General features: G+C 47.8%; 17 protein-coding genes, 1 tRNA gene, 1 pseudogene and 1 other annotated feature. Of the genes and pseudogenes, 11 read left to right on the forward strand and 8 right to left on the reverse strand.

The window, feature by feature from the left end:
- Positions 1-31 precede the first annotated feature (31 nt).
- Together purD and ACZ5EJ_RS05615 are read left to right on the forward strand one after the other, a co-directional pair.
- Positions 32-1,330, forward strand: a complete 1,299-nt coding sequence (gene purD / locus ACZ5EJ_RS05610; RefSeq protein WP_464557651.1) for a phosphoribosylamine--glycine ligase — start codon at positions 32-34, stop codon at positions 1,328-1,330.
- Positions 1,323-2,513 (forward strand): esterase, encoded by a 1,191-nt coding sequence (locus tag ACZ5EJ_RS05615; RefSeq protein WP_464557653.1) that lies wholly within the window; start codon positions 1,323-1,325, stop codon positions 2,511-2,513. The genes purD and ACZ5EJ_RS05615 overlap by 8 nt, the downstream gene beginning before the upstream one ends.
- Before the next feature lie 172 nt (positions 2,514-2,685).
- Here ACZ5EJ_RS05615 and ACZ5EJ_RS05620 read toward each other — a convergent pair whose 3' ends face one another.
- Positions 2,686-4,251 (reverse strand): hypothetical protein, encoded by a 1,566-nt coding sequence (locus ACZ5EJ_RS05620; RefSeq protein ID WP_276817925.1) that lies wholly within the window; start codon positions 4,249-4,251, stop codon positions 2,686-2,688.
- Positions 4,252-4,309: 58 nt separating this feature from the next.
- Positions 4,310-6,244: an ATP-dependent DNA helicase gene (locus tag ACZ5EJ_RS05625; protein ID WP_464557719.1), complete on the reverse strand. Its 1,935-nt coding sequence runs from the start codon at positions 6,242-6,244 to the stop codon at positions 4,310-4,312.
- A gap of 297 nt (positions 6,245-6,541) precedes the next feature.
- Here ACZ5EJ_RS05625 and ACZ5EJ_RS05630 point away from each other — a divergent pair, with 297 nt between their 5' ends.
- The 4 genes from ACZ5EJ_RS05630 to rsmA all read left to right on the forward strand — a co-directional run bounded on the left by ACZ5EJ_RS05630 (position 6,542) and on the right by rsmA (position 11,872).
- Positions 6,542-8,653, forward strand: coding sequence for an LPS-assembly protein LptD (locus tag ACZ5EJ_RS05630; protein WP_242500232.1), 2,112 nt, complete (start codon positions 6,542-6,544; stop codon positions 8,651-8,653).
- A 65-nt stretch (positions 8,654-8,718) separates the two neighbouring features.
- Positions 8,719-9,993, forward strand: coding sequence for a peptidylprolyl isomerase (locus ACZ5EJ_RS05635; protein ID WP_011634292.1), 1,275 nt, complete (start codon positions 8,719-8,721; stop codon positions 9,991-9,993).
- A 69-nt stretch (positions 9,994-10,062) separates the two neighbouring features.
- Positions 10,063-11,100 carry a 4-hydroxythreonine-4-phosphate dehydrogenase PdxA gene (gene pdxA / locus ACZ5EJ_RS05640; RefSeq protein ID WP_011634293.1) on the forward strand — a complete coding sequence of 346 codons (1,038 nt, stop codon included), beginning with the start codon at positions 10,063-10,065 and terminating at the stop codon, positions 11,098-11,100.
- A 1-nt stretch (position 11,101) separates the two neighbouring features.
- Positions 11,102-11,872, forward strand: coding sequence for a 16S rRNA (adenine(1518)-N(6)/adenine(1519)-N(6))-dimethyltransferase RsmA (gene rsmA / locus ACZ5EJ_RS05645; RefSeq protein WP_011634294.1), 771 nt, complete (start codon positions 11,102-11,104; stop codon positions 11,870-11,872).
- Here the strand turns inward: rsmA and ACZ5EJ_RS05650 are convergent.
- Positions 11,865-12,368: a methylated-DNA--[protein]-cysteine S-methyltransferase gene (locus tag ACZ5EJ_RS05650; RefSeq protein ID WP_011634295.1), complete on the reverse strand. Its 504-nt coding sequence runs from the start codon at positions 12,366-12,368 to the stop codon at positions 11,865-11,867. The genes rsmA and ACZ5EJ_RS05650 overlap by 8 nt on opposite strands.
- 59 nt (positions 12,369-12,427) lie before the next feature.
- On the reverse strand, positions 12,428-13,876 hold the full coding sequence (locus tag ACZ5EJ_RS05655) for a DNA-3-methyladenine glycosylase 2 family protein (RefSeq protein WP_082211251.1): 1,449 nt from the start codon (positions 13,874-13,876) through the stop codon (positions 12,428-12,430).
- A 148-nt stretch (positions 13,877-14,024) separates the two neighbouring features.
- On the opposite strand from ACZ5EJ_RS05655, the gene ACZ5EJ_RS05660 reads away from it, so the two are divergent.
- The 3 genes and pseudogenes from ACZ5EJ_RS05660 to ACZ5EJ_RS05670 all read left to right on the forward strand — a co-directional run bounded on the left by ACZ5EJ_RS05660 (position 14,025) and on the right by ACZ5EJ_RS05670 (position 16,413).
- Positions 14,025-14,267 carry a hypothetical protein gene (locus ACZ5EJ_RS05660; RefSeq protein ID WP_011634297.1) on the forward strand — a complete coding sequence of 81 codons (243 nt, stop codon included), beginning with the start codon at positions 14,025-14,027 and terminating at the stop codon, positions 14,265-14,267.
- Positions 14,268-14,480: 213 nt separating this feature from the next.
- A complete protein-coding gene (locus ACZ5EJ_RS05665; RefSeq protein ID WP_464557655.1) occupies positions 14,481-15,152 on the forward strand; it encodes a VC1465 family Xer recombination activation factor in 672 nt (223 codons plus the stop codon).
- A 30-nt stretch (positions 15,153-15,182) separates the two neighbouring features.
- Positions 15,183-16,413, forward strand: a pseudogene (locus tag ACZ5EJ_RS05670) (IS3 family transposase).
- Positions 15,461-15,577 (forward strand) — a sequence feature (AL1L pseudoknot). (Overlaps the previous pseudogene by 117 nt.)
- Before the next feature lie 975 nt (positions 16,414-17,388).
- Here the strand turns inward: ACZ5EJ_RS05670 and ACZ5EJ_RS05675 are convergent.
- From ACZ5EJ_RS05675 to ACZ5EJ_RS05690, 4 genes are all read right to left on the reverse strand, one after another.
- Positions 17,389-18,948 carry an amino acid permease gene (locus ACZ5EJ_RS05675; protein WP_011634301.1) on the reverse strand — a complete coding sequence of 520 codons (1,560 nt, stop codon included), beginning with the start codon at positions 18,946-18,948 and terminating at the stop codon, positions 17,389-17,391.
- A 523-nt stretch (positions 18,949-19,471) separates the two neighbouring features.
- Positions 19,472-20,356 (reverse strand): recombination-associated protein RdgC, encoded by an 885-nt coding sequence (locus ACZ5EJ_RS05680; protein WP_011634302.1) that lies wholly within the window; start codon positions 20,354-20,356, stop codon positions 19,472-19,474.
- Positions 20,357-20,447: 91 nt separating this feature from the next.
- A tRNA-Arg gene (locus ACZ5EJ_RS05685) sits at positions 20,448-20,523 on the reverse strand.
- 75 nt (positions 20,524-20,598) lie between these two features.
- Entirely contained in the window at positions 20,599-21,402 is an 804-nt protein-coding gene (locus ACZ5EJ_RS05690) for an outer membrane protein assembly factor BamD (RefSeq protein WP_256328352.1), read from the reverse strand.
- Between the two features lies 1 nt (position 21,403).
- Between ACZ5EJ_RS05690 and rluD the strand changes: the two genes are divergently transcribed.
- Together rluD and glnA are read left to right on the forward strand one after the other, a co-directional pair.
- Positions 21,404-22,432 (forward strand): 23S rRNA pseudouridine(1911/1915/1917) synthase RluD, encoded by a 1,029-nt coding sequence (rluD, locus tag ACZ5EJ_RS05695; RefSeq protein ID WP_083331374.1) that lies wholly within the window; start codon positions 21,404-21,406, stop codon positions 22,430-22,432.
- Between the two features lie 244 nt (positions 22,433-22,676).
- Positions 22,677-24,062 carry a type I glutamate--ammonia ligase gene (glnA, locus tag ACZ5EJ_RS05700; RefSeq protein WP_074684570.1) on the forward strand — a complete coding sequence of 462 codons (1,386 nt, stop codon included), beginning with the start codon at positions 22,677-22,679 and terminating at the stop codon, positions 24,060-24,062.
- Positions 24,063-24,091 lie beyond the last annotated feature (29 nt).

The raw sequence follows: 24,091 nt of genomic DNA on the forward strand, positions 1-24,091 counted from the left end.
TTGTACCCTTAAATTCTATTCAGATAGTCAGATGAAATTACTTGTGGTCGGCAGTGGCGGCAGAGAGCATGCTCTGGCATGGAAACTGGCTCAATCTCCATTGGTCAAGAAGGTTTTTGTCGCACCTGGCAATGCCGGAACAGCACTGGAAGCCAGATTGGAAAATGTTCCGGTAACTTCTATTTCTGATTTGCTGGCATTTGCCCGGCAGGAAAAAATTGATTTGACTGTAGTAGGTCCGGAAGCGCCATTGACGGATGGTATCGTTGATATCTTTCAGGCTGCGGGGCTGAAAATATTCGGCCCAACCCAAAATACCGCAAAGCTAGAAGGCTCCAAAAGCTTTGCCAAAGCATTCATGCTTGGCCATGGTATTCCAACCGCTGCCGGTGAAACATTTAGCGATGCTGCTGCTGCCCATCACTATCTCGATCAGCATATTTTGCCTGTTGTCATCAAGGCTGACGGGTTGGCAGCCGGCAAGGGTGTGATTGTCGCGCAGACATGGGATGAAGCACATGCAGCTGTCGATTCCATGCTGGTAGATAATAAATTAGGGGCTGCAGGGGCACATATCTTGATCGAAGAATATCTGGAAGGGGAGGAAGCCAGCTTTATTGTCTTGTCGGATGGACAGAATGTTGTGCCTCTGGCTACCAGTCAGGACCACAAACGTTTGTTGGATAATGATAAAGGGCCAAACACGGGTGGCATGGGTGCCTATTCTCCGGCATCGGTTATTACTCCTGGCCTGCATGAAAAAATAATGCGGGAAGTCATCATGCCCGTGATCGAAGGGATGGCACAACAATCACAACCTTATACCGGATTTCTTTATGCGGGATTGATGATTTCATCCCGGGGTGATATCAGGGTGCTAGAATTTAACTGTCGCTTAGGCGATCCGGAAACCCAGGCCATCATGCTGCGACTGAAAACTGATTTATTTTCTTTGCTGGATCATGCGATCAATGGCACACTGGATAAAGTCAATGTTGAGTGGGATCCTAGAGTTGCATTATGTGTCGTGATGGCGGCACAAGGCTATCCTGATAGCCCACGGAAAAATGATGTTATTCACGGCTTGGATGTAATGATGGCGAATCAGGATGCGGATGATAAATTTCATATTTTTCATGCCGGAACTACTGCAAATAGCGAAAATCCAGAGAAAATCCTGACCGCCGGTGGACGGGTGTTGGGAGTGACTGCTTTAGGTGAAGACATCCAGCAGGCACGGTCGCGCGCTTATGCCATTGCAAAGAGCATTCATTTCGATGGCTGTCAGATGCGCCGGGATATTGGGCATAGGGGATTAAGAAATGAATGATACAACAAAAAAATTGTTGCTGGCCGCATCGTTTGCGTTGCTGCTATCTGCTTGTTCCTCTAATGAAATCTACCACAACAACTTCAGCAGTTGTGTGGTGACAGCTCAAAAATCATGTGAATCTTATTCTATTCAGCAGCACAACAAGGAAACAAATCAGGAATATTTGCTCGGTTTTGTCGAAATTGATGATCAGGGGCAACTTCGTAACCGTGCACAAATGCAGGCACTGCTGAATGCGTTGTACGCACTAGCTTCAAAAGAAAGCCTGTTAATCAATGTTTTTGTTCATGGCTGGCATCATAATGCCAGTCCAGGTGATACCAATGTAGAAAGTTTCAAACACAGTCTGGCCGAGCTAAGTAAGGTTGAGAATCAACTGCAGCATTCTGGCAGAACGCCGCGCAAAGTCGTGGGTGTTTATGTCGGCTGGCGCGGGGAATCAATTGATGTGCCGTTAGCAAAAGATGCTACTTTCTGGGATCGCAAGAATACGGCCCATGAAGTGGGATATCTTGGCATGACTGAACTGTTATTGCGATTGGAAGAGATCCGTAATGTCAAGAATACTCAGGAGCCACCGGTAAAAAGTCGTCTTGTGGTCATAGGCCATAGCCTTGGTGGAGCAGCAGTTTATAGTGCCACCGCCCAGATTCTCGCCGATCGCTTTGTCAACAGCGCTGGCAACAAGAACTATGTCGGTAATGCGGAAGGGTTTGGAGATCTTGTGGTCTTGCTCAATCCAGCCTTTGAAGCGCTCAAATATGCACCTCTTTATGATCTGGCACAGGCACGCTGCAGCTATTTCCAGAATCAACCGCCACGGTTGGTTGTTTTGACTTCTGAAGCTGATTATGCGACCAAATATGCTTTTCCCGCTGGCCGGATTTTCTCAACCCTCTTTGAAACTCACAGCACAATCAATCGTAATGATTGCAACCTGCCACTCTCCTATTATAGCGAAGGCGCTGCAGATCGCCAGACAGTTGGCCATTTCGAGCCTCTGCAAAGCCATGAATTACATCCCATCAGCGCAAGCATGGAGCCGGCTTATGATCAATCAAGCCAAAACGATCTGGGAGAGTCAGCTACCAGAAGGATCAATACAATTTGGCAGAACAGAATTGACAAGTCTGAGGCGCACAGTAATTCACAATCCCTACCTGAATGTAAAAGTCGATAAGCAACTGATTGCGGGCCATAACGATGTGTTTCGCCCCGAGATCATGGAATTCATTCGCATGTTGATTGTTGTGTCTACTGCAGAATAAAACGCTCCCCGGAAGCCTGCATGCAGCAAGTATCGTACGCAGCTTTATCCATCAGAATCCAGAAAATATCAGAAAGAGCCTCTGCTACAGTGCCTGAAATTGCTGTTCGTACTGGTCGGCTTTGGATAGATCGCCTGCTTTCCTGGCTGCTTGCGCTGCAAGTGAGATCCCATTACGACGATTGGGTGTGCGTTGCAATGAGGTTTCCAGTTCCTTTAGTGCTGCTTCCGGTTGATTCATTGTCAGCAATAACTCTCCGAGTAACTCACGAGCTGGAATAATAGAGCCGGGTGTGACATTATCTTTTTCAGTTGAATCTTCCAGATCAGCTGACGCACGCATCAGTTGCAATGCTTCTTCAGATCGATTTTTTGCAGCTGCAATCCAGGCAGCAACAGCCAGTCGCTGAATTTCAATTTGACCAGCAGTGTAATCCTGATGTGCTGCATGATCGTGATCACGCAATGTCTCCAATCGTTTCAGGCTTTTTTCTGCCTCAATTATATTGCCAATTCTGGCGGCACCCATTCCTTTAGTAAAGTGGGTAAGTGCTTCACACCAGCCGAATTGCTGCCACGGAAAATCCGTTGGATGAACACTTAGTTTGGTCGCTGCATGCCAATCACCGCGTTCAGCAACAAAACGTGCTGGAATAGCGGCAAAGGCATAGGCGATTGTGGTGTTATGCGGATGCGCCTGATCAGTTGCCAATATCTCCTGCATAATTGCACGTGCTTTTTCTGTTTCACCCAATTGTAAATAAGCGTACAACAGAAAATCCTTAGCGTGAATGTCGTCCCCGTAATTGCCAGACGTGTGTTCCTGTGAAGCCTGGTGCGCTGCCAGATTGGATTGCACCACATCCGACCATAGACCCAGGCGAACAAAGATATGGGATGACATGTGTAGAGCATGCGGTACGGTGGGTGCAATATCCATATATGCCCGCGCAGCATCGAGTCCGAATTCTGCCAGCTCAGGGTAATCGCTACTGTGGATGATGTAGTGAGCGACACCAGGGTGTTGCGGTTCATCCTTCAAGACACGTTGCAGTAACTGTAACGCCTGTTTTTGCCTGACGAAAGTTTTATCGTCTGGCGAGACATTTGAAATCAGTGCTAATGCGTAAAATAATGTAGCTTCATTATCGTCTGGAAATTGTTCAGTAATACGCTTCATGGCCTGCTCATACGCCAGTTTGCGCGAGCTGTAATCACGATCATCATCCTTTGCTGGATAGATGGTAGCAATCGCATCCAGATAGGCTTTTTCCCGATCCGTTTTGATTGGTAATGACTGTGCTTGTGCAAGGGCGTTACGTGCCCGTTGTACTTCTTCTGTTGTGGGGGTGGTCGCCCATAATTGCTGATAAAGACTCATTGCGATACCCCAGTACCCCATGGTGCAGTTTGGGTCAATAGAGATGACTCTCTGAAAAGCTTTTTCGGCTTCGTCATACCAAAATGAGTGCAGCATCGCTAAAGCTTTATCAAACTGATTTTGTGCAGTAGGTGTGCAGGATACCGGGAAATGTACCTTTCCGAGTTTTTCCTGATCAATGTTATTGGCAGGGTGATGATCACCATCAGCGATCGCTGATCCGATCCACAGCAAAATTGCAAAGGTAAAAACACGCCTAAATGTTGTCATCGTATATCTCCAAAAATAGTGCTGTCCGACAAAGATAAACAATTGGAATGGAATGACATTAAACAGCAGCCAGAAAATGTGTTACTTCATCCAGATCACGAGTGCGTTTCATTGGTGGCAGACTTTGCCAGATTCGTTTGCCATAGGGTTTGGATATCAGACGCGGATCACAAATCATCAATACTCCCCGATCATACTCATCCCGTATCAACCGACCAGCACCCTGTTTTAAATTGATAATAGTATGTGGCAGCTGGTATTCCATAAACGCATTACGACCTTCCTGCGTATATTTTTCGATGCGGGCAGATAATACCGGATCATCTGGTGAGGCAAAAGGTAGCCGGTCAATGATTACCAGTGAAAGTGCGCGGCCGCGTACATCCACACCTTCCCAGAAAGATTGGCTGCCCACCAGGACGGCATTGCCCAGTTTACGAAATTGATTCAGGAGGGCAGAGCGGGTTTCTTCTCCTTGCAGTAATAACGGATATTCGAGTTGCTCCTGCTCGAACGCATCCTGCAGTAACTCATGGATCTGCTGCATGTTGCGCAAACTGGTGCATAAAATGAATGCTCGCCCACGGCTGGCCTTAATCACCGGCAACACTGCCTGGATGATGCTCTCGGTGTAATTCGGTGTATTTGGATCAGGCAACTGAGTCGGCACATAAAGCAGTGCCTGATTAGGGAAATCAAACGGGCTATCCCAGCTGGCGGTTTTGGCTTCAGCCAGCCCCATCATTCGATTGTAATGGGAAAAATCCTTTTTGACTGATAGCGTAGCAGAGGTAAAGATCCATGCACGTGCTGTGGTATTGAGCTGCCTGCTGAATGTTTCTGCGATAGACAAAGGCGTGGTATTGAATTGCAGGCTTTGGCTGTAGGTCTCAATCCAGCTGATAATTTTGCCGGATTCGGATTGCTCGTGCCATTGTCTGATTTTGTTCAGAATAGCTTGCGCTCGCAGCCAGCAGTTTTGTAATTCTTGAGAACGAACAGCCTGGGTTTCAAGCAAATCAGCCAGTTGTACCAGTTTTTCCTGTAGTACTTGCCGCGCCTCACTGAATCCAGGCCGCTGTGCGGCGGTTGCGAAGGAGAGGCGCGCATGCTTTTCAGTGATTGTCGGCAGGATATCCAGTGCAGCTTTTTCTGCCGCAGCCAGCACATCAAACAATGGTGTAAATTCCCGCGCAACGAGTAGAGCCTCGGTATGGATATCACGCACCAGAGTCACTATCTGGCCAGTGCTGATTGATTCACCAAAAAACAGGCTGGCCACTTCCGGTAACTGATGCGCCTCATCAAATATCACGGTATTACAAGCGGGCAGTAACTCGGACAATCCTTCATCACGCAGCATGACATCCGCAAAGAACAGGTGATGATTAACGACAATCATATCTGCCAACAATGCATGTTTGCGCGCTTCCATAACAAAGCATTGTCGGTAATGCGGACAATCTGATCCCAGACAATTTTCCCGCGTGGAAGTAACATGCTGCCAGATAGCCGCCTGTTCTGGTACCTTGTCCAGCCCGCTTTTATCACCGTGGCTGCTGGTATTGGCGTACCGTTTAATCAGATTGAGATATTTTACTTCAGTACGGTTAGCAAAGTGAGCGTGATCCGAATTCAATGTGCGTTCAAGATGATAATGGCAGATATAATTGGCACGTCCCTTTAATAGTGCAACCGTTACCGGGACTTTCAGCGCAGCACGTATAGTTGGGATATCACGCTGGAAAAGCTGATCCTGTAATGTCTTGGTACCGGTGGATAAAATAACTTTTCCTCCCGACAATAACGCCGGCACCAGGTAGGCAAAGGTTTTTCCTGTGCCTGTACCCGCTTCGGCAACCAGAATTTCCTGGTTCTCTATTGCGTGTGCGATAGCTTGTGCCATCTCCAGCTGCTGGGTGCGTGAGCGATAGTCTGGTATATTGCGGGCGAGCAAGCCATTAGATGAAAAAATGGTGCTCAATTCAGGCATCAAATCGGACATTGAAACAATCGAGTTATACAAAGAATTAATCAAAATATGTGGAAATGTCCTTCTTTGACGTATTTCCTGCTTTAAAGTGTAACTGTGTTTTTACCTGGATATATCCAAAATCACCAGCAACCAGACCTTTGTTCCGATTATCCACCCGGGATAATTACCGGATAATGGTGCCTTTATTAAAAGACATCCAGAAAAAATCCATTTAAGTCCTGGTCCTGAATGAGTCTTCTGTCAAAATTACATTTAATACTGTACATCTGCTTGTTGCTGCTGCCGCTTCGATTCGTGAATGCGGAGCAATTATCCGGATCAGGCGAATCTCAACCGGTTCATATTGAAGCTGATCGGATCGATGGGCATTATCAGCAGGAAATTGAGGCAACCGGCAATGTGCGGATGCGTCGTGGTGATCAGACATTATCAGCCGATCACGTTAAATATTATCAGGATACAGAAGATGTGGAGGTGAAAGGTAATGCGCTGCTTGAGCGCCCTGACGATACGCTATGGGGTACCTTCCTGCAGATGAATCTACAGACCGATATTGGCGAGTTGCGTGATCCTCGCTACGCTCTCAAGGGTGGAAATGGGCGGGGCAGCGGGAGCCTGCTGCTACTAGAAGGAGAAAATCAGTACAGAATCAAGAAAGCGCGTTATACCACTTGTCCGGAAGATAATCATGACTGGTACATTTTGGCGGATGATCTGGAAATAGATAATGAAAAAAAAGTAGGAACTGCACGCCATGCTTCAATCCGGTTCAAGGATGTGCCGATTCTTTACCTACCGTGGATGAACTTTTCCTTCAGCAAGGAACGAAAAACCGGCTTTCTGTCGCCTATTATGGGTAACACAAGTAGAAGCGGAGTCGAAGTATCAGTTCCTTTTTACTGGAATATTGCACCCAATTATGATGCCACGATTACGCCGCGCCTCATGAGCAGGCGTGGTGTCATGCTGGATAACGAGTTTCGCTACATCGGACAGGGACTCGGTGGCCGTTTACAGTTTGATTATTTGCCGAATGATCTGGTAACCGATACAACGCGCTATGGCTTACAGTTTAATCACTCCCAATTTCTTGGATCTGGGTGGTTTGGGGCGTTGAACTACAACCGGGTATCTGATCACAATTATTTCCGGGATCTGGGTAACAATATTCTGTTTACTTCTCAAGTCAACCTGCTGCAACAGGCAACGGCAAGTTATTTCAGTGAACTGGGCCGCAATGGCATGCTCACATTCAGTACACTTATGCAACAATTTCAGACAGTTCAGGACCCCAGGGCGCCTATTATTTCACCCTTCAAAATCCTGCCACGATTCACACTGAACGCGGTGAAAAGTAATGTCTATGGTCTGGATTTCGACCTTGCCAGCAGTTTTACGCACTTTTCTCACCCGACATTACCGCATGGTTTACGTTTTACAGCATTCCCCAGTGTTGCTTTGCCACTAGAAAACTCCTTTGGTTTCATTCGGCCACGGGTGGGGCTGCACTACACAAAATATGATTTGAATACACCAGCCTTTCCAGGCACAAATGATAAGCATCCTGACCGATCTGTGCCGATATTCAGCCTGGATAGCGGCGTGGTACTGGAGCGTGATATGACATTAGGGGGTGGGAATTTTATTCAAACCCTGGAGCCACGCGTTTTTTATACCTATATTCCATACAGAGAACAGCGGCTGTTACCCAACTTTGATTCGGCAGAAATGGACTTTAGTTTTGCCCAGCTGTTCATGGAAAAAAGGTTTAGTGGTGAAGATCGAATCAATGATGCCAATGAAATTACGCTGGCAATGAGTTCACGCCTGATTCATTCAGCGACCGGTAATGAACGCCTGCGCTTTTCTGTAGGGCAAAGAATTCGTTTCAGCGATCGCCGGGTCTTGCTAACCTCACCCCAGGTCACAAGGGCAGGATCCGATTTTATTGCAGAACTTTCCGGTAGTCTTGCACAGCATGTCAAGACTGACGCAGGGATACAGCTTAACCAGAATAACCTGCTGATAGAAAAAATTCGTACCGGCATCAGCTATAACCCGGCCCCAGGTCAGGTTATAAACGCTGGCTATCGTTTTACCAGGGATGTTCTGGAACAGGTTGACTTGTCTACTCAGTGGCCTTTCCTGAAAAGATGGCAGGGCTTTGCCGCTATCAATTATTCTTTGAAAAATGACAAGCTGCTTGCCGGCCTGCTAGGTCTTGAATATAACGCCTGCTGCTGGTCACTGCGCCTGGTAGCCAGCCGCTTTACGACGGCAACACAAAAAACCTCAACCAATATTTTCGTTCAACTGGAATTGAACGATTTAATGAGAATCGGTACCAATCCGATACGTGTGCTGCAACAGAGTATTCCAGGTTACGTAAGGACAGACTTGCAATGATCCGATTAAGCCAGTTTATACAGTCAAAGTTTGGAAAGTTCGCATTGATCGGAGCTTTTACCACTATGTGGGTGGTAAATATTTCTGCACAAAATTTCCATCCCGGGAACGACATCAAGCCAATTGATCGTATTGTGGCTGTGGTTAATGAGGAAGTGATCACCCAGCAGGAAACTAATGAGCTGCTGCAAAATACAATCCAGCAATTGCAGAAACAGAATATACAGTTGCCTAGCATGGAGGTTCTGGAGAAACAGTTATTGGAACGCCTGATCATCAAACGAATACAACTGCAACGCGCCAAGGAAGTCGGGTTATCTGTTAGTGACAACGATCTTGATCAAACCTTGCGCCGGATTGTTCAAGATAACCACCTTACCATGGATGAGTTCCGGCAGGTGCTTTTGCAGGAAGGAACTAATTTAAGCCTATTCCGGGATGAAATTCGCGATGAAATTTTGATGTCCCGACTGAAAGAACAGGAAATAAACAGCCGTGTCAATGTAACCGAGAGTGAAATCGATAACTTTCTGGAAAATCAGGCTAACTCACCGGCGGCTAACGAAGAGTATCGCATCGCGCATATCCTGGTGCAGACTTCAGAACAGATGGATGAGGCACAGATCAATACACGCCACAAACGTGCCGAGGCAGCCTATGAAGATCTTAGGCAAGGCATCAGTTTTGCACAGGTATCTGCTGAATATTCCGATGCAACGGATGCGATGCAGGGAGGTGAGCTGGGCTGGCGCCCACTTGGCCAGATAGGTTCACCCTTTGCTGAATTGCTGTTGCAAATGCAACCGGGAGAGATTACTCCTGTGGTACGCAGCCCGATTGGGTTTCATATTCTTAAGTTGCTCGAACGCCGACAACAGGAAAAGTCGGTAACAATCATTGAACAGACGCATGCACAGCATATTTTAATCAAGGTCAGTGAAATAATTTCTGAAGAAGACGCGCACCAGCTAATTGATCAAATCATGGAACGCATTCATAACGGGGCGGATTTTATGGAGATGGCCAAGGCGCATTCGGAAGATGCCAGTGCATCTGCCGGGGGAGATCTGGGTTGGGTTTCTCCAGGAGATACCGTGCCTGAGTTTGAACAAGCGATGAATGCATTGCTGCCAGGGCAAATCAGCCAACCCGTGCGCACATCTTTTGGCTGGCATCTGATCAAGGTCATTGAGCGGCGCTCACAAGATGTAAGCGAGCAGAAACAGCGTGAAACAGCGCGCAAGACTATCCATGCACGCAAAGCAGATGCCGTTACGCAGGAATGGTTGCAGCAGCTCAGAGATCAGGCCTATGTGGAATATAAAGTTGAAGGCATCTGAGCGAATGTACAACAATGATGAAGTGATCTTTTTTACAGATAGGCTTGATTTACTGGCTGGATCTTCAATATGACAATTGCTTCCATCCCAAGATTGGTGGTAACTGCCGGTGAACCCGCTGGTATCGGCCCGGATTTAAGCGTGCAAGTCGCACAACAGGATCTGCCTTATCAACTGACAGTTATCGCTGATCGCAACGTATTGGAACAGCGTGCAGAAAAACTGAGATTACCTTTGCAGGTATTGGAAGTTGATTCGATAGACGATTTGCCTTGCCTGCCGCCACATAAAGCGGGGTTTGTACATGTACTGCATGTGCCCGTCAAAAACCCGGTGGTAACAAGTCAGCTGGATGTTGGCAATGCAGCTTATGTACTGACAACATTACAGTTGGCGGTAGCAGCCTGCAGCACCCGCAAGGCCGATGCCATAGTCACGGCGCCGGTACATAAAGGCATTATCAGTGAATCAGGCATTCCATTCTCCGGGCATACTGAATATCTGTCAGAGTTGACAAACAGCCATGCCGTTATGATGCTGGCCGGTGCCGGTATGCGCGTTACTCTTGCCACAACCCATTTGCCGCTTAAAGATGTTCCTGCTGCGATTACGCCTGAGCGACTGGAACAAAAGTTGCGTATTATTCATCATGATCTGGTCACACGGTTTGTAATTAAAAATCCGTGCATTGCCGTGGCAGGACTGAATCCTCACGCTGGAGAATCCGGGCATCTTGGCCGTGAGGAAATCGACATTATTATTCCAGTGCTGACAAAACTGCGTAATGAAGGGATGAATCTGTTGGGTCCGCTACCGGCGGATACTCTGTTTAATCCTCCCAAACTCAAGAAATATGACTGCATCTTTGCCATGTATCACGATCAGGGATTGCCGACACTCAAACATGCCAGTTTTGGCCATGGTGTGAATATCAGCCTTGGAATGCCCATTATTCGCACATCAGTGGATCATGGTACGGCGTTGGAGCTGGCCGGAACTGGACAGGCCGATCCTGGCAGCATACATGCTGCCATTGAAATGGCGTTGACGCTCGTCAGGAACACCAGAAACAACTCTCTGCAGGCAAACCAACAATCTGAGAATTAACATGCGGCATATTCCCCGCAGGCGTTTTGGCCAGCATTTTCTGGTTGATCATCACATCATCGCCGAGATCATTCACATCATTTGTCCACTACCAGGCGACCGAATGATTGAAATCGGGCCCGGATTGGGTGCATTAACCCAGCCTTTGCTGAATAATCTGGACACGCTGCAAGCCATTGAGCTCGACCGGGATATCGTTGATTATCTGTCCCGAAATTATGCTGAGAAGCTGGTCATTCATAATGTCGATGCTCTGAAATTTGATTTTTCTGCGCTGGGAGAGGGGCTGCGAATTGTTGGGAATCTGCCTTACAATATTTCCACGCCACTATTGTTTCATCTGTCCCGATTCAGCAATCTGATTATCGATATGCACTTCATGTTGCAGCTTGAAGTGGTGGAGCGCATGGTGGCACAGCCTTCCACGCCGGATTACGGGCGTTTGTCGCTGATGCTGCAAAACAGGTTCGAAATGGAACAAATGCTAATCGTCCCCGCAGAAGCGTTTAATCCACCTCCGCGAGTCCAGTCTGCCATTGTATGTATGCGCCCAAGAGTGGTACCAGTTATTCCATTTGGGCTGGAAAAACTGTTTGGTGAGATGGTCTTGGCTGCATTTTCTCAACGGCGTAAAACACTGCGTAATACACTGCGTCATTATCTGACTATCAAGGATTTTGACCAGCTGAGGATTGATCCGGGGCTGCGGGCAGAAAATTTATCGCTTGAGCAATATTCAGCAATTACCCGCCACATCCATAAAATCAGATAAGAGTAGTTTGCTTATCTTTATGTTCATGTTCAAGCAGCCACTCCTTGCGGTGGATACCGCCTCCGTACCCCGTTAGTTTGCCGTTGGCGCCAATGACGCGATGACAGGGAATAATAATGGAAATAGGGTTACGACCGTTTGCCATTCCTACCGCACGTGCAGCTCTGGGCAGATGAACGTGCTCGGCAATATCTTTGTAACTAACTGTCTTGCCATAAGGAATAGAGGTTAATGCCTGCCAGACCATTTCCTGAAAAGGGGTGCCAGTTGCTTTGAGTGGCAAATCAAATTCATGCAGTTCCCCGGAAAAATAAGCATTTAACTGGGCAATAGCTTCTTTGAAAGGGATAGCATCTGTATTCTGTAGCCAGCCATCTTTCATGCCGGATAACAGTTTCTGAGCTTCCTTTTCCATATATAACCCAGTAAGAAATTCACCATCACTCGTGAGCAACAACGGATCAATGGGACTTTCCATAATGATGTAATAATTCATTGCTTGCTCTCCTTGTAGGATTATCATGTAATCAGACTATACTTAATAGCGCTATTTTCTCATTCTCCTGCACACTGATGCCATAAGTGAATCGCACCATATGCACGCCAAGGTTGCCATTTTTCAGTACGACGCAACAGTTCGGCCGGTTTTTCCATCCGCAATCCGCGTAACAGACCGAGATCTGAAGCTGGAAATGCATTGGAGTCCCCCAGTGCCCGTATTGCAATGTATTGAGCAGTCCAGGGGCCAATCCCCGGCAGTTCCAGTAGTTGTTCGATTATTTTGTTTCGATCGATTGACTCAGGTTTCAGTGCGCCATTCACGATAGTTTGTGCAAATCGCTGAATAGTCAGAGCTCGCCGCCCAGTCAGACCAATATCGATGAGGGCTTGCAGAGAAGTGTCGGCGATGAGCTCTGCAGGCGGACTAGTACGATCCAGCCCCGGGAAAGGGGTGTCCACTGGCTTACCAAAGGTTGCAACAAAGCGGCCAAACAATGTAGTGGCTGCCTTGACGGTTATCTGTTGCCCCAGTATTGCGCGTAGACCCAGTTCAAAAATATCCAATGTTCCGGGGATACGCAGACCGGGATGATTGGCAATCAGCGGCTTTAATATGTCGTCATTTCCCAGATGAGCTTCGATTATTGCCGGATTAGCGTCCAAATCAAATAGACGGCGTAGATACATTTGCAACCGGATAAGACAAGGTAATAAAGACCGTGAGGCTTGCACATATATCTGATGGCGCTTTGTGTCATGTTTTGCAGTAACCCAGCCCTGACATCCATCAAGATTTACTGTTTGCAGATAGTTGCCATTCTGTATCTGACTCAAGCGTAGATTACTGCGACTACAGAGAAAACGGATTAAGGCATTCCATGCCAGCGGTGGGCGATAACTCAGCCGTAACAAAATAGTAGTTTCCTCGTTGACCGGATATTTCTTGCGTAGGGATAATGGATTTAACCGGTATCTGGATGTAAAGGTATCGCTAAAATGGGGAACACTTGGAAAACCACAGGTGTGCGCTATATCATTTATTTCCAGAGTTGTATCCGTGAGTAATTGTTTAGCCAGCAACAGACGCTGGGTTGTTTCCAGCTCAGTCGCGTTTACGCCATATTCACGTTCAACGATCTGGTGGAATTGATATGACTGCAGCCCAAGCTCATCCATCAATGTTTCGATATTATTGTGCATCAATAATCCCATCCGGATTCGTTCTGCTGTCGACTGAACCTCGTATCCGATTCCACTTGTTCTGAGATTGCCCGGTGCAAGTTCAGGCCGACAACGCAAACAAGGACGGTAACCATCCTGCTCCGCACGTGCTGCGCTAGAATAAAATGTACACCAATCTACTTGTGGCAAACGTGCTCGACAAACGGGACGGCAATAAATCCGTGTAGTGGATACACCTACAAAAAACAAACCATCAGAATTAGTGTCGCGCGCCTGAAGTACCGCATAACAACGTACAGAATCCAAAGGACGAATGTTCACGAGAGGGCTGCCATGAAGAAAGTTGCGGGAGCAAGAAACGTATTATTATTCCCTTTTTCCAGATTTATTTCTTTAATTTAACATAATGCAAATTATACGAAATAAGATGCTCATGCTCGCAGCATGAAAACACACAAGGAAACGCGTTATGTCAAATCAAAAAACCCGCTACGGCGGTCTGTTCTGTGTGCTTATCAACAGTTCCTTTTCAAGCTGGCTCGTCAAGGCTATGGAACGACTTGGTTTCAGCAGTTTTTGGGTCAATTTCTTCCTGTGGTTGCCGTGTCGACTGGCCATGTTTGAAATCAAACTTGAGTATGGTTCTCTGGAGAACTTCGTTAACCGTTCTTCATCATTACCACGAGACCGAGAGCGACCGCCTGAACGATGAGCGTAGCGACCGAGTGAAGAGCGGTAGCTCTCGGGTCGAGAAAATACTTTACGTCCCAGTAACACGTAAAGTTAGTCCCATTTTTGGGACTTTTGGTCATTCCAAAAAACACTCTGAAATGCATTTCTGTATTGAGTTTCAGCGTTATGCGTATGTTCTATTTGCTATTGCGCACGGTTTCAATGGGTTTGAGGCCTTTCGGGAGGAATTCCGATGACATATTTTAGCGTTCAGGAAGTAGCTGATTTCCATGGAATCACTACTCAGCGTGTCCGCCGTTTGCTGTCTGAAGGTCGGATCAAGGGATTCAAGGATTCTCGCAATATCTGGCAGATTCTATCCCCCCCTGACATTCGGCCGCCCCTGAATCGGGTTTTCATCGTTTCCGTCTCAAATTTCGCAAGGGAGATGAAAATGCGTAAACGTCGCTACAAACGCAAGCCTTACAAGCCCGTGAATTACGACACCATTCGGGAAACAAGGCTGCTGGCGGGTCTTACCCGGCAACAGGTTGCCGATATGCTTCGGGTTTCACTGCGTTCTGTTCAGTACTGGGAACGCGGCCTGGTTCACATGCCTTATGCCGCGTTCCGGCTTCTTCGCATCATGACGGGCTATGAGTTGCCCGGTGACTGGAAAGGCTGGATGTTACTGCGTAACAAACTGATTTCTCCTGAAGGCAAAACCTTTACTCCCGGTGATCTCTACCCTCTCAACTGGATGATCGACAAGGCTCGCATGTGGGACAAGGAATACCGTCGTCGTGTCAGTTCTGGATCAACTGCGCTGGTACCGTTTGCGTTACCCGGTAATGCGTGGCGCGGCTGGACGTGTCATGACGGCCGTTTGCTCTCTCCCGATGGTATGAACCGCCCCGGGTTTTGAGGAGGCTCCACTATCTGAGAAGATGGAGCCATGAACAAATCAAATAAATATTCCCCCGAAGTAAGAGCGCGCGCAGTCCGTCTGGTGCAGGAACACCGCAGTGAGTATCCCTCGCTGTGGTCGACGATTGAATCCATTGCGCCGAAGATCGGCTGTTCAGCCCACACATTGCTTGAATGGGTGCGCAAACACGAGACTGATACCGGCTTGCGAGACGGTGTGACCAGTGAAGAGCGCGACCGCATCAAAGCCCTGGAACGCGAAGTAAAGGAATTGCGCAAGGCGAATGAGATTCTGAAGCTGGCCAGTGCTTTTTTCGCTCAGGTGGAGCTCGACCGCAAACTCAAATCCTGAGATCGTTCATCGACCAGTACCGCGACGCCTATGGGGTCGAGCCGATCTGCAAGGTTTTGCAGGTCGCCCCATCAGGGGGTATCGGCGATATTTCGCGCAACAGCGTAATCCGGCTTTGCGCAGTGCCCGCGTCCTGCGTGATGATGAACTGCTGCCGCAAATACAGCGGGTCTGGCAGACCAACATGCAGGTCTATGGTGCCGACAAGATCTGGCGTCAGCTTAAGCGTGAAGATGTCCAGGTGGCACGCTGTACGGTCGAACGGCTCATGAAACGGTTAGGGCTGAAAGGCGCCAGGCGTGGCAAGGTTGTGCGCACCACAGTTCCGGACAAGGCGCTGCCGTGTCCACTGGATCGGGTTAACCGGCAATTCAAGGCAGATCGTCCGAACCAGTTGTGGGTGTCAGACTTCACCTATGTCTCGACCTGGCAAGGCTGGCTGTATGTGGCTTTCGTCATCGATGTATTTGCCCGGCGCATTGTGGGCTGGCAGGTGAGCAGCTCCATACGCACGGACTTTGTGCTGGATGCCCTGGAACAAGCGCTGTATGCCCGGCAACCGGGGCGGATGGATGCCTTGGTACACCATAGCGACAGAGGCTCGCAATATGTCTCCATTCGCTATACCGAGCGACTCGCCGAAGCCGGAATAAAACCCTCGGTCGGCAGCAAGGGCGACAGCTACGACAACGCGCTGGCAGAAACCATCAATGGGCTGTACAAAACAGAATTGATTCACAAGCGCGCCCCCTGGAAAACCAGGGAGGCCGTGGAGCTGGCAACGCTGGAATGGGCAGCCTGGTTCAACAACCAGCGGCTGCTGGAACCAATCGGTTACATCCCTCCCGCAGAAGCTGAGGTAAACTACTATAGGCAATTCGCCAGGGAAGCCATTCCGGTGGCTTGACTTTAACCAAACAGCCTCCTCAAAACCCGGGACGATTCAGTATGGCGTTTACGCCTGTTCACCTCAATTTCCTTGCGTCCATGGTTGACCGGATCTGCGGGGAGATCTCTTCAGTTCCGGTCACGGTCATCCATGAGGACGCACCATGAACGATTTGTGCCGCTGGATGCTGCGAGGAGCGATGAGCGCAGCGATAGAGCGATCGAGCAGTGCCCAGAAAGGTGTTGGAATGATGGAAATCGCTTAAATCGCGTTTTAAGCCCTTTCTGTGGCCAGCAGAAAATATCGAGACCTTCGGCGACATCCGAGCTTGCGAGGAAGAGACCGAAGCAGCGTAGATTTTTCGTCGCGGGTTACGCCGTAACGCTTTCGGGATTGCTACCGCTCGCCCCCCATCCACCCCCTTACAAAACGGGGTCTCGGGGTTTGCGTGAAAATCTTTCCACCTCTTTTTACGGATATCTTTTCAACCATCAACTATTCTTTAAATCATGAATGCAAATTTTTCACACGCTATTTTTCCTCTGAATTTTTCTCCCGGAAATTTTGTAATTGTGCAAGCCATTGATTTTATTGCTTGCAAATTATACGAAATTAAATAAGCTTTTTGCAGATAAAGACAATTAGATACGGTTCATGGCTATGACAGTTCCTCTTTGATGGGTTTGTTTGGGCCAGTGTGCGCTTATCATAGAAAAAATTGGGCTTGGCTGAATAATCTAATCAGGAAATCTTTTCCAGCAGGCGGCAATAAGGGCAATCCGATGCAGACCAGATGATCGCCACAGGAGACGTGGATCGTTCAATGAGAATAAGGTGATCCAGCGGCACATCTTGCTTAAGCTGCTGTCACAACCAGGAACGTTTCCCCTCAGGGCTATTTTCAGCAGGTGATTGAATCGATCATCCCGGACCGCACGGCATAAGTTTCTCATGCCTTATGTTCCGATTGAGCATCAGAATTATGGCAGGAGGTTACTTTTCCTTGTCTCGTTCTCCTTCTTCGTGATTCACGAGAGATCGGATTGGTTCAATCAAATTTTCGCCACCAGGGGGAGTACTAATACCCAGCAGAACATGACTTCTGCGATAGCCATACAGAAAATAAAAAATCAGCCCAACTCCTGTCCAGATTGGAAATACCAGTTGGGCATCTGTTGGCAGAAACAAAAAAAGTGTTATGCAGCCGCCGATAGCAAGTGGTCCTACCAGCCAGATTACAGGTGCTTTAAAAGGTCTTGCACGATTCTTATCCTTGATCCGAAGAATCATGACGGATAGCGCTACCACTAGAAAAGCAAACAGCGTTCCGGAATTGGAGATATTCGCTAGCTTGCCTACTGGCAGGAAAGCGGCTGATGCCGTAACGACGAGCCCGGTAACCAGTGTCACGATATACGGGGTTTTGAAACGCGGATGAATATGGCTTAATACTTCCGGGAGCAGGCCATCACGCGACATGACGAAGAAAATACGCGTCTGCCCAAACAGCATCATGAGGATGACTGAAGGAAGCGCCAGGAAAGCTGCCAGACCGATCAGGTTGCCAACTTTCTCCCATCCGATCTGGCGTAGCACATGTGCCAGCGCTTCATGCGAACAGACAACCGGTTGTTGTCCCACTGCTGCGAGCAATTTGCATTGCGCTGCCATTTCCCTGGAACCGGGCATAAGACCTTCCCCTGTGGCATCAATTAATGGCTGCGCACCTACCGCACCGACCACACCAGCGGAAATCAGTAAATAAAATAATGTACAAATCAACAATGAGCTGATCAGGGCAATCGGAAGATTTCGTTGTGGATCTTTGGTTTCTTCCGCCGCAGTCGATACCGCATCGAAACCGACATACGCAAAAAAAATGGATGCCGCTGCAGCGGCAACACCTGATGTTCCTAATGGCAGAAAAGGATCAAAGTGATTCATATCAGCAACCGGCAAAGCAAGTGCTATAAATGCTGTCAGAGCGACAATTTTGACCGCAACAAGAGTAGCATTGAATGTAGCGCTTTCCCGTGTGCCGATGATTAACAAACTGACAACCAGGATGCAAATGATTACTGCAGGCAGATTGATGATTCCCCCGGCAAAGGGGCCATTTACCAGAGCAAAGGGAATTTTAATCCCCAGCGAGGAATTCAATAATCCGACGAAATAGCCTGACCAACCTACGGCCACCGCACCAGCAGCAACAGAATATTCCAGGATCAATGCCCAACCCACCATCCAGGCGATTAATTCACCCAGTACTGCGTAGGAATAGGTATAGGCAGATCCGGATATCGGTACCATCGAAGAGAGCTCAGAATAGCAAAGCGCAGCCACTGCACAGACAAAACCGGCAATGACGAAAGCGATCATCATTCCGGGGCCGGCTTTCTGGGCGGCTTCGGCAGTTAGTACAAAAATACCGGTTCCTATAATTGCGCCGATTCCCAGCAAGGTCAGCTGCCACACGCCCAGGGAACGATGAAGACTTTTCTTGGCAGCCGTGGCCAGCATAGAGTCCAGCGATTTTATACGCCAGAAGATCATGAGCTTCCTCCTTCAATAAAAACAGGTAGTTGCAACATTTCTGAATTCAATGCGAGGTAGTGTACAAGAAATGCCATGACCAAAAACCCGAAATCGAGATACATACTTCTACATTTTTCACAATCTTTGCGAAATATTTGTGAACTGACAAGCTAAGGCGGTCTATGAAGAAACTCATTCCCAATTGAAAGTGACCCTGACACCTGAGAGCCTGTTCAAGATCACGATTAAGGGATGCAGTGCAAGGCAAAATTGAACGAGAAAGCGGAGCATACTTGAAGTATGTGAGCATTTTGAGTTCAATTTCAACGCCGCAACGCGCCCTTCAGTGAGATATTGAAAAGGCTCTGAGCAATACACCAAATTACAGGAGCTAAAACAGCACCGGCAAGAACAGCGGCGCAAAAAATATCTGGAAAAACAGTAGAATATCACAACAGGAAAAATGCAGGACTCAGCAGCAACAACCCCGCAACACATACTTTATCCGCAACGACGCACCTTTATCAGCCGTTGTAGGCGGTTATTCATCGACCATTCCCCCTAATGCATCCATCAATTCGGGCAGTAGCTGCCGCAATTCAGCCGTCATTAGGAAAAAATCGCTATCAAACTGTTCTTCAGCTGTTTCTGTCGATTCCCGGTCGATATCAAGCAAGGTTATTCGCTTTAACTGCAGATTTTCATCGAGAATAAATGAGATCCTGTCTCGCCAGGTTATTGCCAGTTTGATGACTTCCTTGCCAGTCCGGACATGTCGGGTAATTTCCTGTAGATCAGGCAATTGCTGCACATAGCTCACTGAAATCTTTTTATCCTCGCGGCTGCGGAAAATACTGTCGCTGTCAACAGAGAAAATTGCAGGTGGTTCATCGCCCGATAGCCAGGCCGTCATGGTGGATGTTGGTGCAATATTAGTTCTGACGCGCTTTAGCCCAATACCAGTCGATTTAATGAATGCCTCAATCAGGGTATCTGCTCTGGAAGCGCTCGCACCTTCAACAACAAACCAGCCATCCACTGGGTCGATCCACACATGACTCCGTTGCCGGACAGAAAACGCACGTGCCAGCAGCTCACGATAAGCTGCTTCCTTGATATCTTTCATCTGTTTGCGACCAGGTGGGTATCCCTGGTGTGATTCCATTTCCTGTGCACGAACTTTGGCAAGCTGATTGACAACTGACACAGGTAACAGCTTTTTTTCTATCCCCAGCGAGATCAGCATCTGCTGCCCATAGCTGTAGACTAGGCCAGCTTCCTCGGCTCCCGGGGAAACCCAGCCCTTGCTCTGTGCTTCCAGCCCTAGGCAGCCCTGCAATGTTTGCTTCGCTAACCGCTCTTCCAGCTCGTCAAAAGTAATCACTGCATTGGCAAGACGGTAAATCTGTAAATTTTTAAACCACATGAATTTGTATTGAGATAGAAATGCGCGATTAACTACAACAAATCTGAGGATTCCAGTAATCCGGATAGGATCTGTTAACAGGTTGGCAAGTTGGCGCCCTGGAGACGAATCGAACGTCCGACCTACCCCTTAGGAGGGGGTTGCTCTATCCCCTGAGCTACCAGGGCGGGGGCTGCATTTTACGCCAAAATTCCGGATGAACGAAATTGGTATGCGCTCCTGATGTAGAAAAATTCAATTTATTACCAGATTTTCCACCAGGGTTTTTCTACCAGCGAACCGGAATCTGTAAGGTAAGCGCTTTCCGGGAAATTTTTTTTGATGACTTTTTCTGTATCTTCGCGCAAATCGATCAGGCCCAACTCATTGTAGGCGCTTGCCATGATGTACAGCGCTTCTTCTGTCGCAGGCGTTTGCGGGTATTCTTCCAGTACAAACTGCGCACGCCTGAGAGCTGCTATGTAAGCTTTCCGTTTCATATAATACCGAGCGACATGAATTTCACCTCTTGCCAGCGCATTGACCAGATAAGCCATGCGCTGCAGTGCATCAAGCGTATATTTACTATCCGGATAACGGGTTACCAGCAGCTTGAAATCTTCAAATGATTCTCTTGAAGCCTTTGCATCACGTTCGCTCAAATCCTGCTTAATGATTTTGGTGGTTATATACCCCAATAGACCTTGATCATCGTTAAAGCTGGCGAGTCCCTTGATATAATAAGCATAATCAATATTATGATGATGTGGGTAGAGCTGGATAAACCGGTCTGCCGCTGCAATGGCTGAGGCCTGTTCCTGATCCTTATAGTAGGCGTAAGCTATTTCAAGCTGTGCCTGTTGAGCAAACCGTCCATAGGGATAACGGGCTTCCAGTGCTTCGAACAATTTGACTGCAGCTGAATAATTACCCTCGTTAAGCTCATTTTTGGCTTCGATATAAAATTTACTCGCAGACCACTGGCTGTTATCAACCGTTTTTTCGGACAGAATGCCACATGCGGCCAACAATACCATCAACCACCCTGCCAAAAATTGTCGCAACATAATGAATAATCTCAATAACAGGCAAGATGGACGCAATTATAGCGCAAAGCCTGATTCATCCATAGCCAGCGGCCAGAAAAATGAAGATATTATCGAATTGATCGCGCCAGGTAATCTTGCAGGATTGCGGCTGGATCAAGTGCTGGCTCAGTTGCTTCCTCAATGGTCGCGCAGCCGGTTACAGCGATGGATTGGAGAAGACCGTGTCAGTGTGGATGGCTCGGCAGGATCAACCAGGCAAAAAATATGGGGAGGAGAAATAATCCATGTTACAGCTGGTCTGGTTGAAAGTGATCAAAGCCATCAGGCTGAGGCGATTCCACTCAGTATTATCTACGAAGATGATCATTTGATTGTCATCGATAAACCCGCTGGTCTGGTCGTTCATCCAGGAAACGGTAACTGGCATGGAACATTATTAAATGCTTTGCTTAACCATGCTCCACAACTCAGCCAGGTGCCACGTGCCGGTATCGTTCACCGACTGGATAAAGATACTACCGGCCTACTGGTTGTTGCTAAGACAATCGAGGCACAACTTGATCTGGTCAGGCAATTACAGCAGCGTACTGTCAAACGTCACTATTTCGCGCTCGCGCTGGGTAGGATCGAGAAAGATGGCCTGGTAGACGCACCCATTGGCCGACACCCTGTGCATCGCACCCGCATGGCCGTGGTGAAAAATGGCAAACCTGCCCGCACATATTATCGGATTCTGGAAAAATTTGTTGCCTGCACATTGCTGCAATGTAGTCTGGAAACTGGACGTACGCACCAGATTCGTGTTCATCTGATGTCTATTGGTCATCCGTTGGCGGGAGATCCAGTGTATGGCAAAATTTCATCTGATCCACCAACAGCTGATGCGATCGTACACCTGCCAAGACAAGCATTGCACGCCCGGCAGCTCGAACTGACGCATCCTAACAGTGGACAGATTATGCACTGGGAATCTTCGCTGCCGGATGATATGAGCAGACTCTTACAGATAATGCGGAAGACCCCACGACCCATCCTGGCATTTTCATGAATCCGTATTTCTGGATGTAATCGGTGTAATTATTTCCGGGTTTCTATCCAAAACACAGATAAGCTATAGTTTTCTACCTGAAATAAAATGACTGACCTATTTATTCGGTGTCTGCCCAACGGTACAATACCGGCCAACGTACCTTCCTTGCATTTTCTCTGCCAAGCTCGTGTACCTTACAAACCGTTTCACAAGTAAATGTTATTTTTCTGGAGAAAAAACTGTGGCAGCTGATGTTTTAAAGATGATTCAGGACCATGAAGTCAAGTTCATTGATCTGCGCTTCACCGATACCAACGGCAAGGAACATCATGTCACAGTTCCCGCACATGTCTTGGATGCCGATAAATTCGAGGATGGTCATCCGTTCGATGGATCCTCAATTGCCGGCTGGAAAAACATTCACGCATCCGATATGTTGCTTATACCTGATCCAGAAACTGCTTCGCTGGATCCTTTTATGGAAGAAACCACATTGCTGCTAACTTGCGATGTGATTGATCCTGCTGATGGGCAGGGATACAACCGCGACCCGCGATCACTGGCCAGACGGGGAGAAACTTATCTGAAATCCACCGGCATTGGTGACGTTGCCTACTTTGGCCCGGAACTGGAATTTTTTATTTTTGACTCGGTACGCTGGCACACCGACATGTCTGGGTGTTTTGTCAAGATTGAATCAGAAGAAGCTTCCTGGAGCTCCAAAAAACGCTATGAAGGCAGTAATAATGGTTATCGTCCCGCAATCAAAGGCGGATATATGCCGGTGCCACCAGTAGATTCTCTGCACGATATTCGCTCAGCCATGTGTATGGTGCTTGATGAACTGGGAATCCCTGTAGAAGTTCATCACCACGAAGTTGCCAATGCCGGACAATGTGAAATTGGTACCCGCTTCAACAGCCTGGTGAAACGCGCCGATTGGAATCAACTGATGAAGTACGTCATTCATAATATTGCTGTTTCCTACGGCAAAACAGCAACATTCATGCCCAAGCCAATTGTTGGTGACAATGGTTCGGGTATGCACGTCCATCAGTCAATCTGGAAGGACGGTAAAAACCTGTTTGCAGGGAACGGTTATGCCGGTATGTCTGAAATCGCGCTGTATTACATCGGGGGCATTATCCGACATGCCAAAGCACTGAATGCTTTTGCCAATCCAGGCACCAATTCGTATAAAAGGCTGGTTGCCGGTTTTGAAGCCCCTGTCAATATTGCTTATTCTTCCAGCAACCGGTCAGCCGCTGTGCGTATCCCCTATGCTAGCAGCCCAAAACAGCGCCGTATTGAAATACGCTTTCCCGATCCCAGTGCCAACCCTTATCTGACCTTTACCGCCCTACTGATGGCAGGGCTAGATGGTATACAAAACAAAATCCATCCAGGCGATCCGATGGATAAAAATCTGTATGATCTGCCCCCGGAAGAAGCCTCGATGGTACCCAATACCTGCACATCACTGGAAGAAGCTCTGGAAAGCCTGGATCAGGATCGTGAATTTTTGACACGCGGTAACGTATTTTCCAACGATATGATTGACGCCTTTATCAAGCTTAAATCGGAAGAGGCAACATTGTTACGTACCACTACACATCCTGTTGAGTTTGCCTTGTACTACAGCCTATAAAAAGACGGTATTAATCAACGCTTATTCAC

The sequence above is a fragment of the Nitrosomonas sp. TNE100 genome (genome assembly GCF_055387135.1).

Excerpts from the sequence above, each read along its gene's own strand:
- purD (WP_464557651.1), top strand. The coding sequence starts at position 32 with ATGAAATTACTTGTGGTCGGCAGTGGCGGCAGAGAGCATGCTCTGGCA.
- ACZ5EJ_RS05615 (WP_464557653.1), top strand. The coding sequence starts at position 1,323 with ATGAATGATACAACAAAAAAATTGTTGCTGGCCGCATCGTTTGCGTTG.
- ACZ5EJ_RS05620 (WP_276817925.1), bottom strand. The coding sequence starts at position 4,251 with ATGACAACATTTAGGCGTGTTTTTACCTTTGCAATTTTGCTGTGGATC.
- ACZ5EJ_RS05625 (WP_464557719.1), bottom strand. The coding sequence starts at position 6,244 with ATGCCTGAATTGAGCACCATTTTTTCATCTAATGGCTTGCTCGCCCGC.
- ACZ5EJ_RS05635 (WP_011634292.1), top strand. The coding sequence starts at position 8,719 with ATGTGGGTGGTAAATATTTCTGCACAAAATTTCCATCCCGGGAACGAC.
- pdxA (WP_011634293.1), top strand. The coding sequence starts at position 10,063 with ATGACAATTGCTTCCATCCCAAGATTGGTGGTAACTGCCGGTGAACCC.
- rsmA (WP_011634294.1), top strand. The coding sequence starts at position 11,102 with ATGCGGCATATTCCCCGCAGGCGTTTTGGCCAGCATTTTCTGGTTGAT.
- ACZ5EJ_RS05650 (WP_011634295.1), bottom strand. The coding sequence starts at position 12,368 with ATGAATTATTACATCATTATGGAAAGTCCCATTGATCCGTTGTTGCTC.
- ACZ5EJ_RS05660 (WP_011634297.1), top strand. The coding sequence starts at position 14,025 with ATGTCAAATCAAAAAACCCGCTACGGCGGTCTGTTCTGTGTGCTTATC.
- ACZ5EJ_RS05665 (WP_464557655.1), top strand. The coding sequence starts at position 14,481 with ATGACATATTTTAGCGTTCAGGAAGTAGCTGATTTCCATGGAATCACT.
- ACZ5EJ_RS05675 (WP_011634301.1), bottom strand. The coding sequence starts at position 18,948 with ATGATCTTCTGGCGTATAAAATCGCTGGACTCTATGCTGGCCACGGCT.
- ACZ5EJ_RS05680 (WP_011634302.1), bottom strand. The coding sequence starts at position 20,356 with ATGTGGTTTAAAAATTTACAGATTTACCGTCTTGCCAATGCAGTGATT.
- ACZ5EJ_RS05690 (WP_256328352.1), bottom strand. The coding sequence starts at position 21,402 with ATGTTGCGACAATTTTTGGCAGGGTGGTTGATGGTATTGTTGGCCGCA.
- rluD (WP_083331374.1), top strand. The coding sequence starts at position 21,404 with ATGAATAATCTCAATAACAGGCAAGATGGACGCAATTATAGCGCAAAG.
- glnA (WP_074684570.1), top strand. The coding sequence starts at position 22,677 with ATGATTCAGGACCATGAAGTCAAGTTCATTGATCTGCGCTTCACCGAT.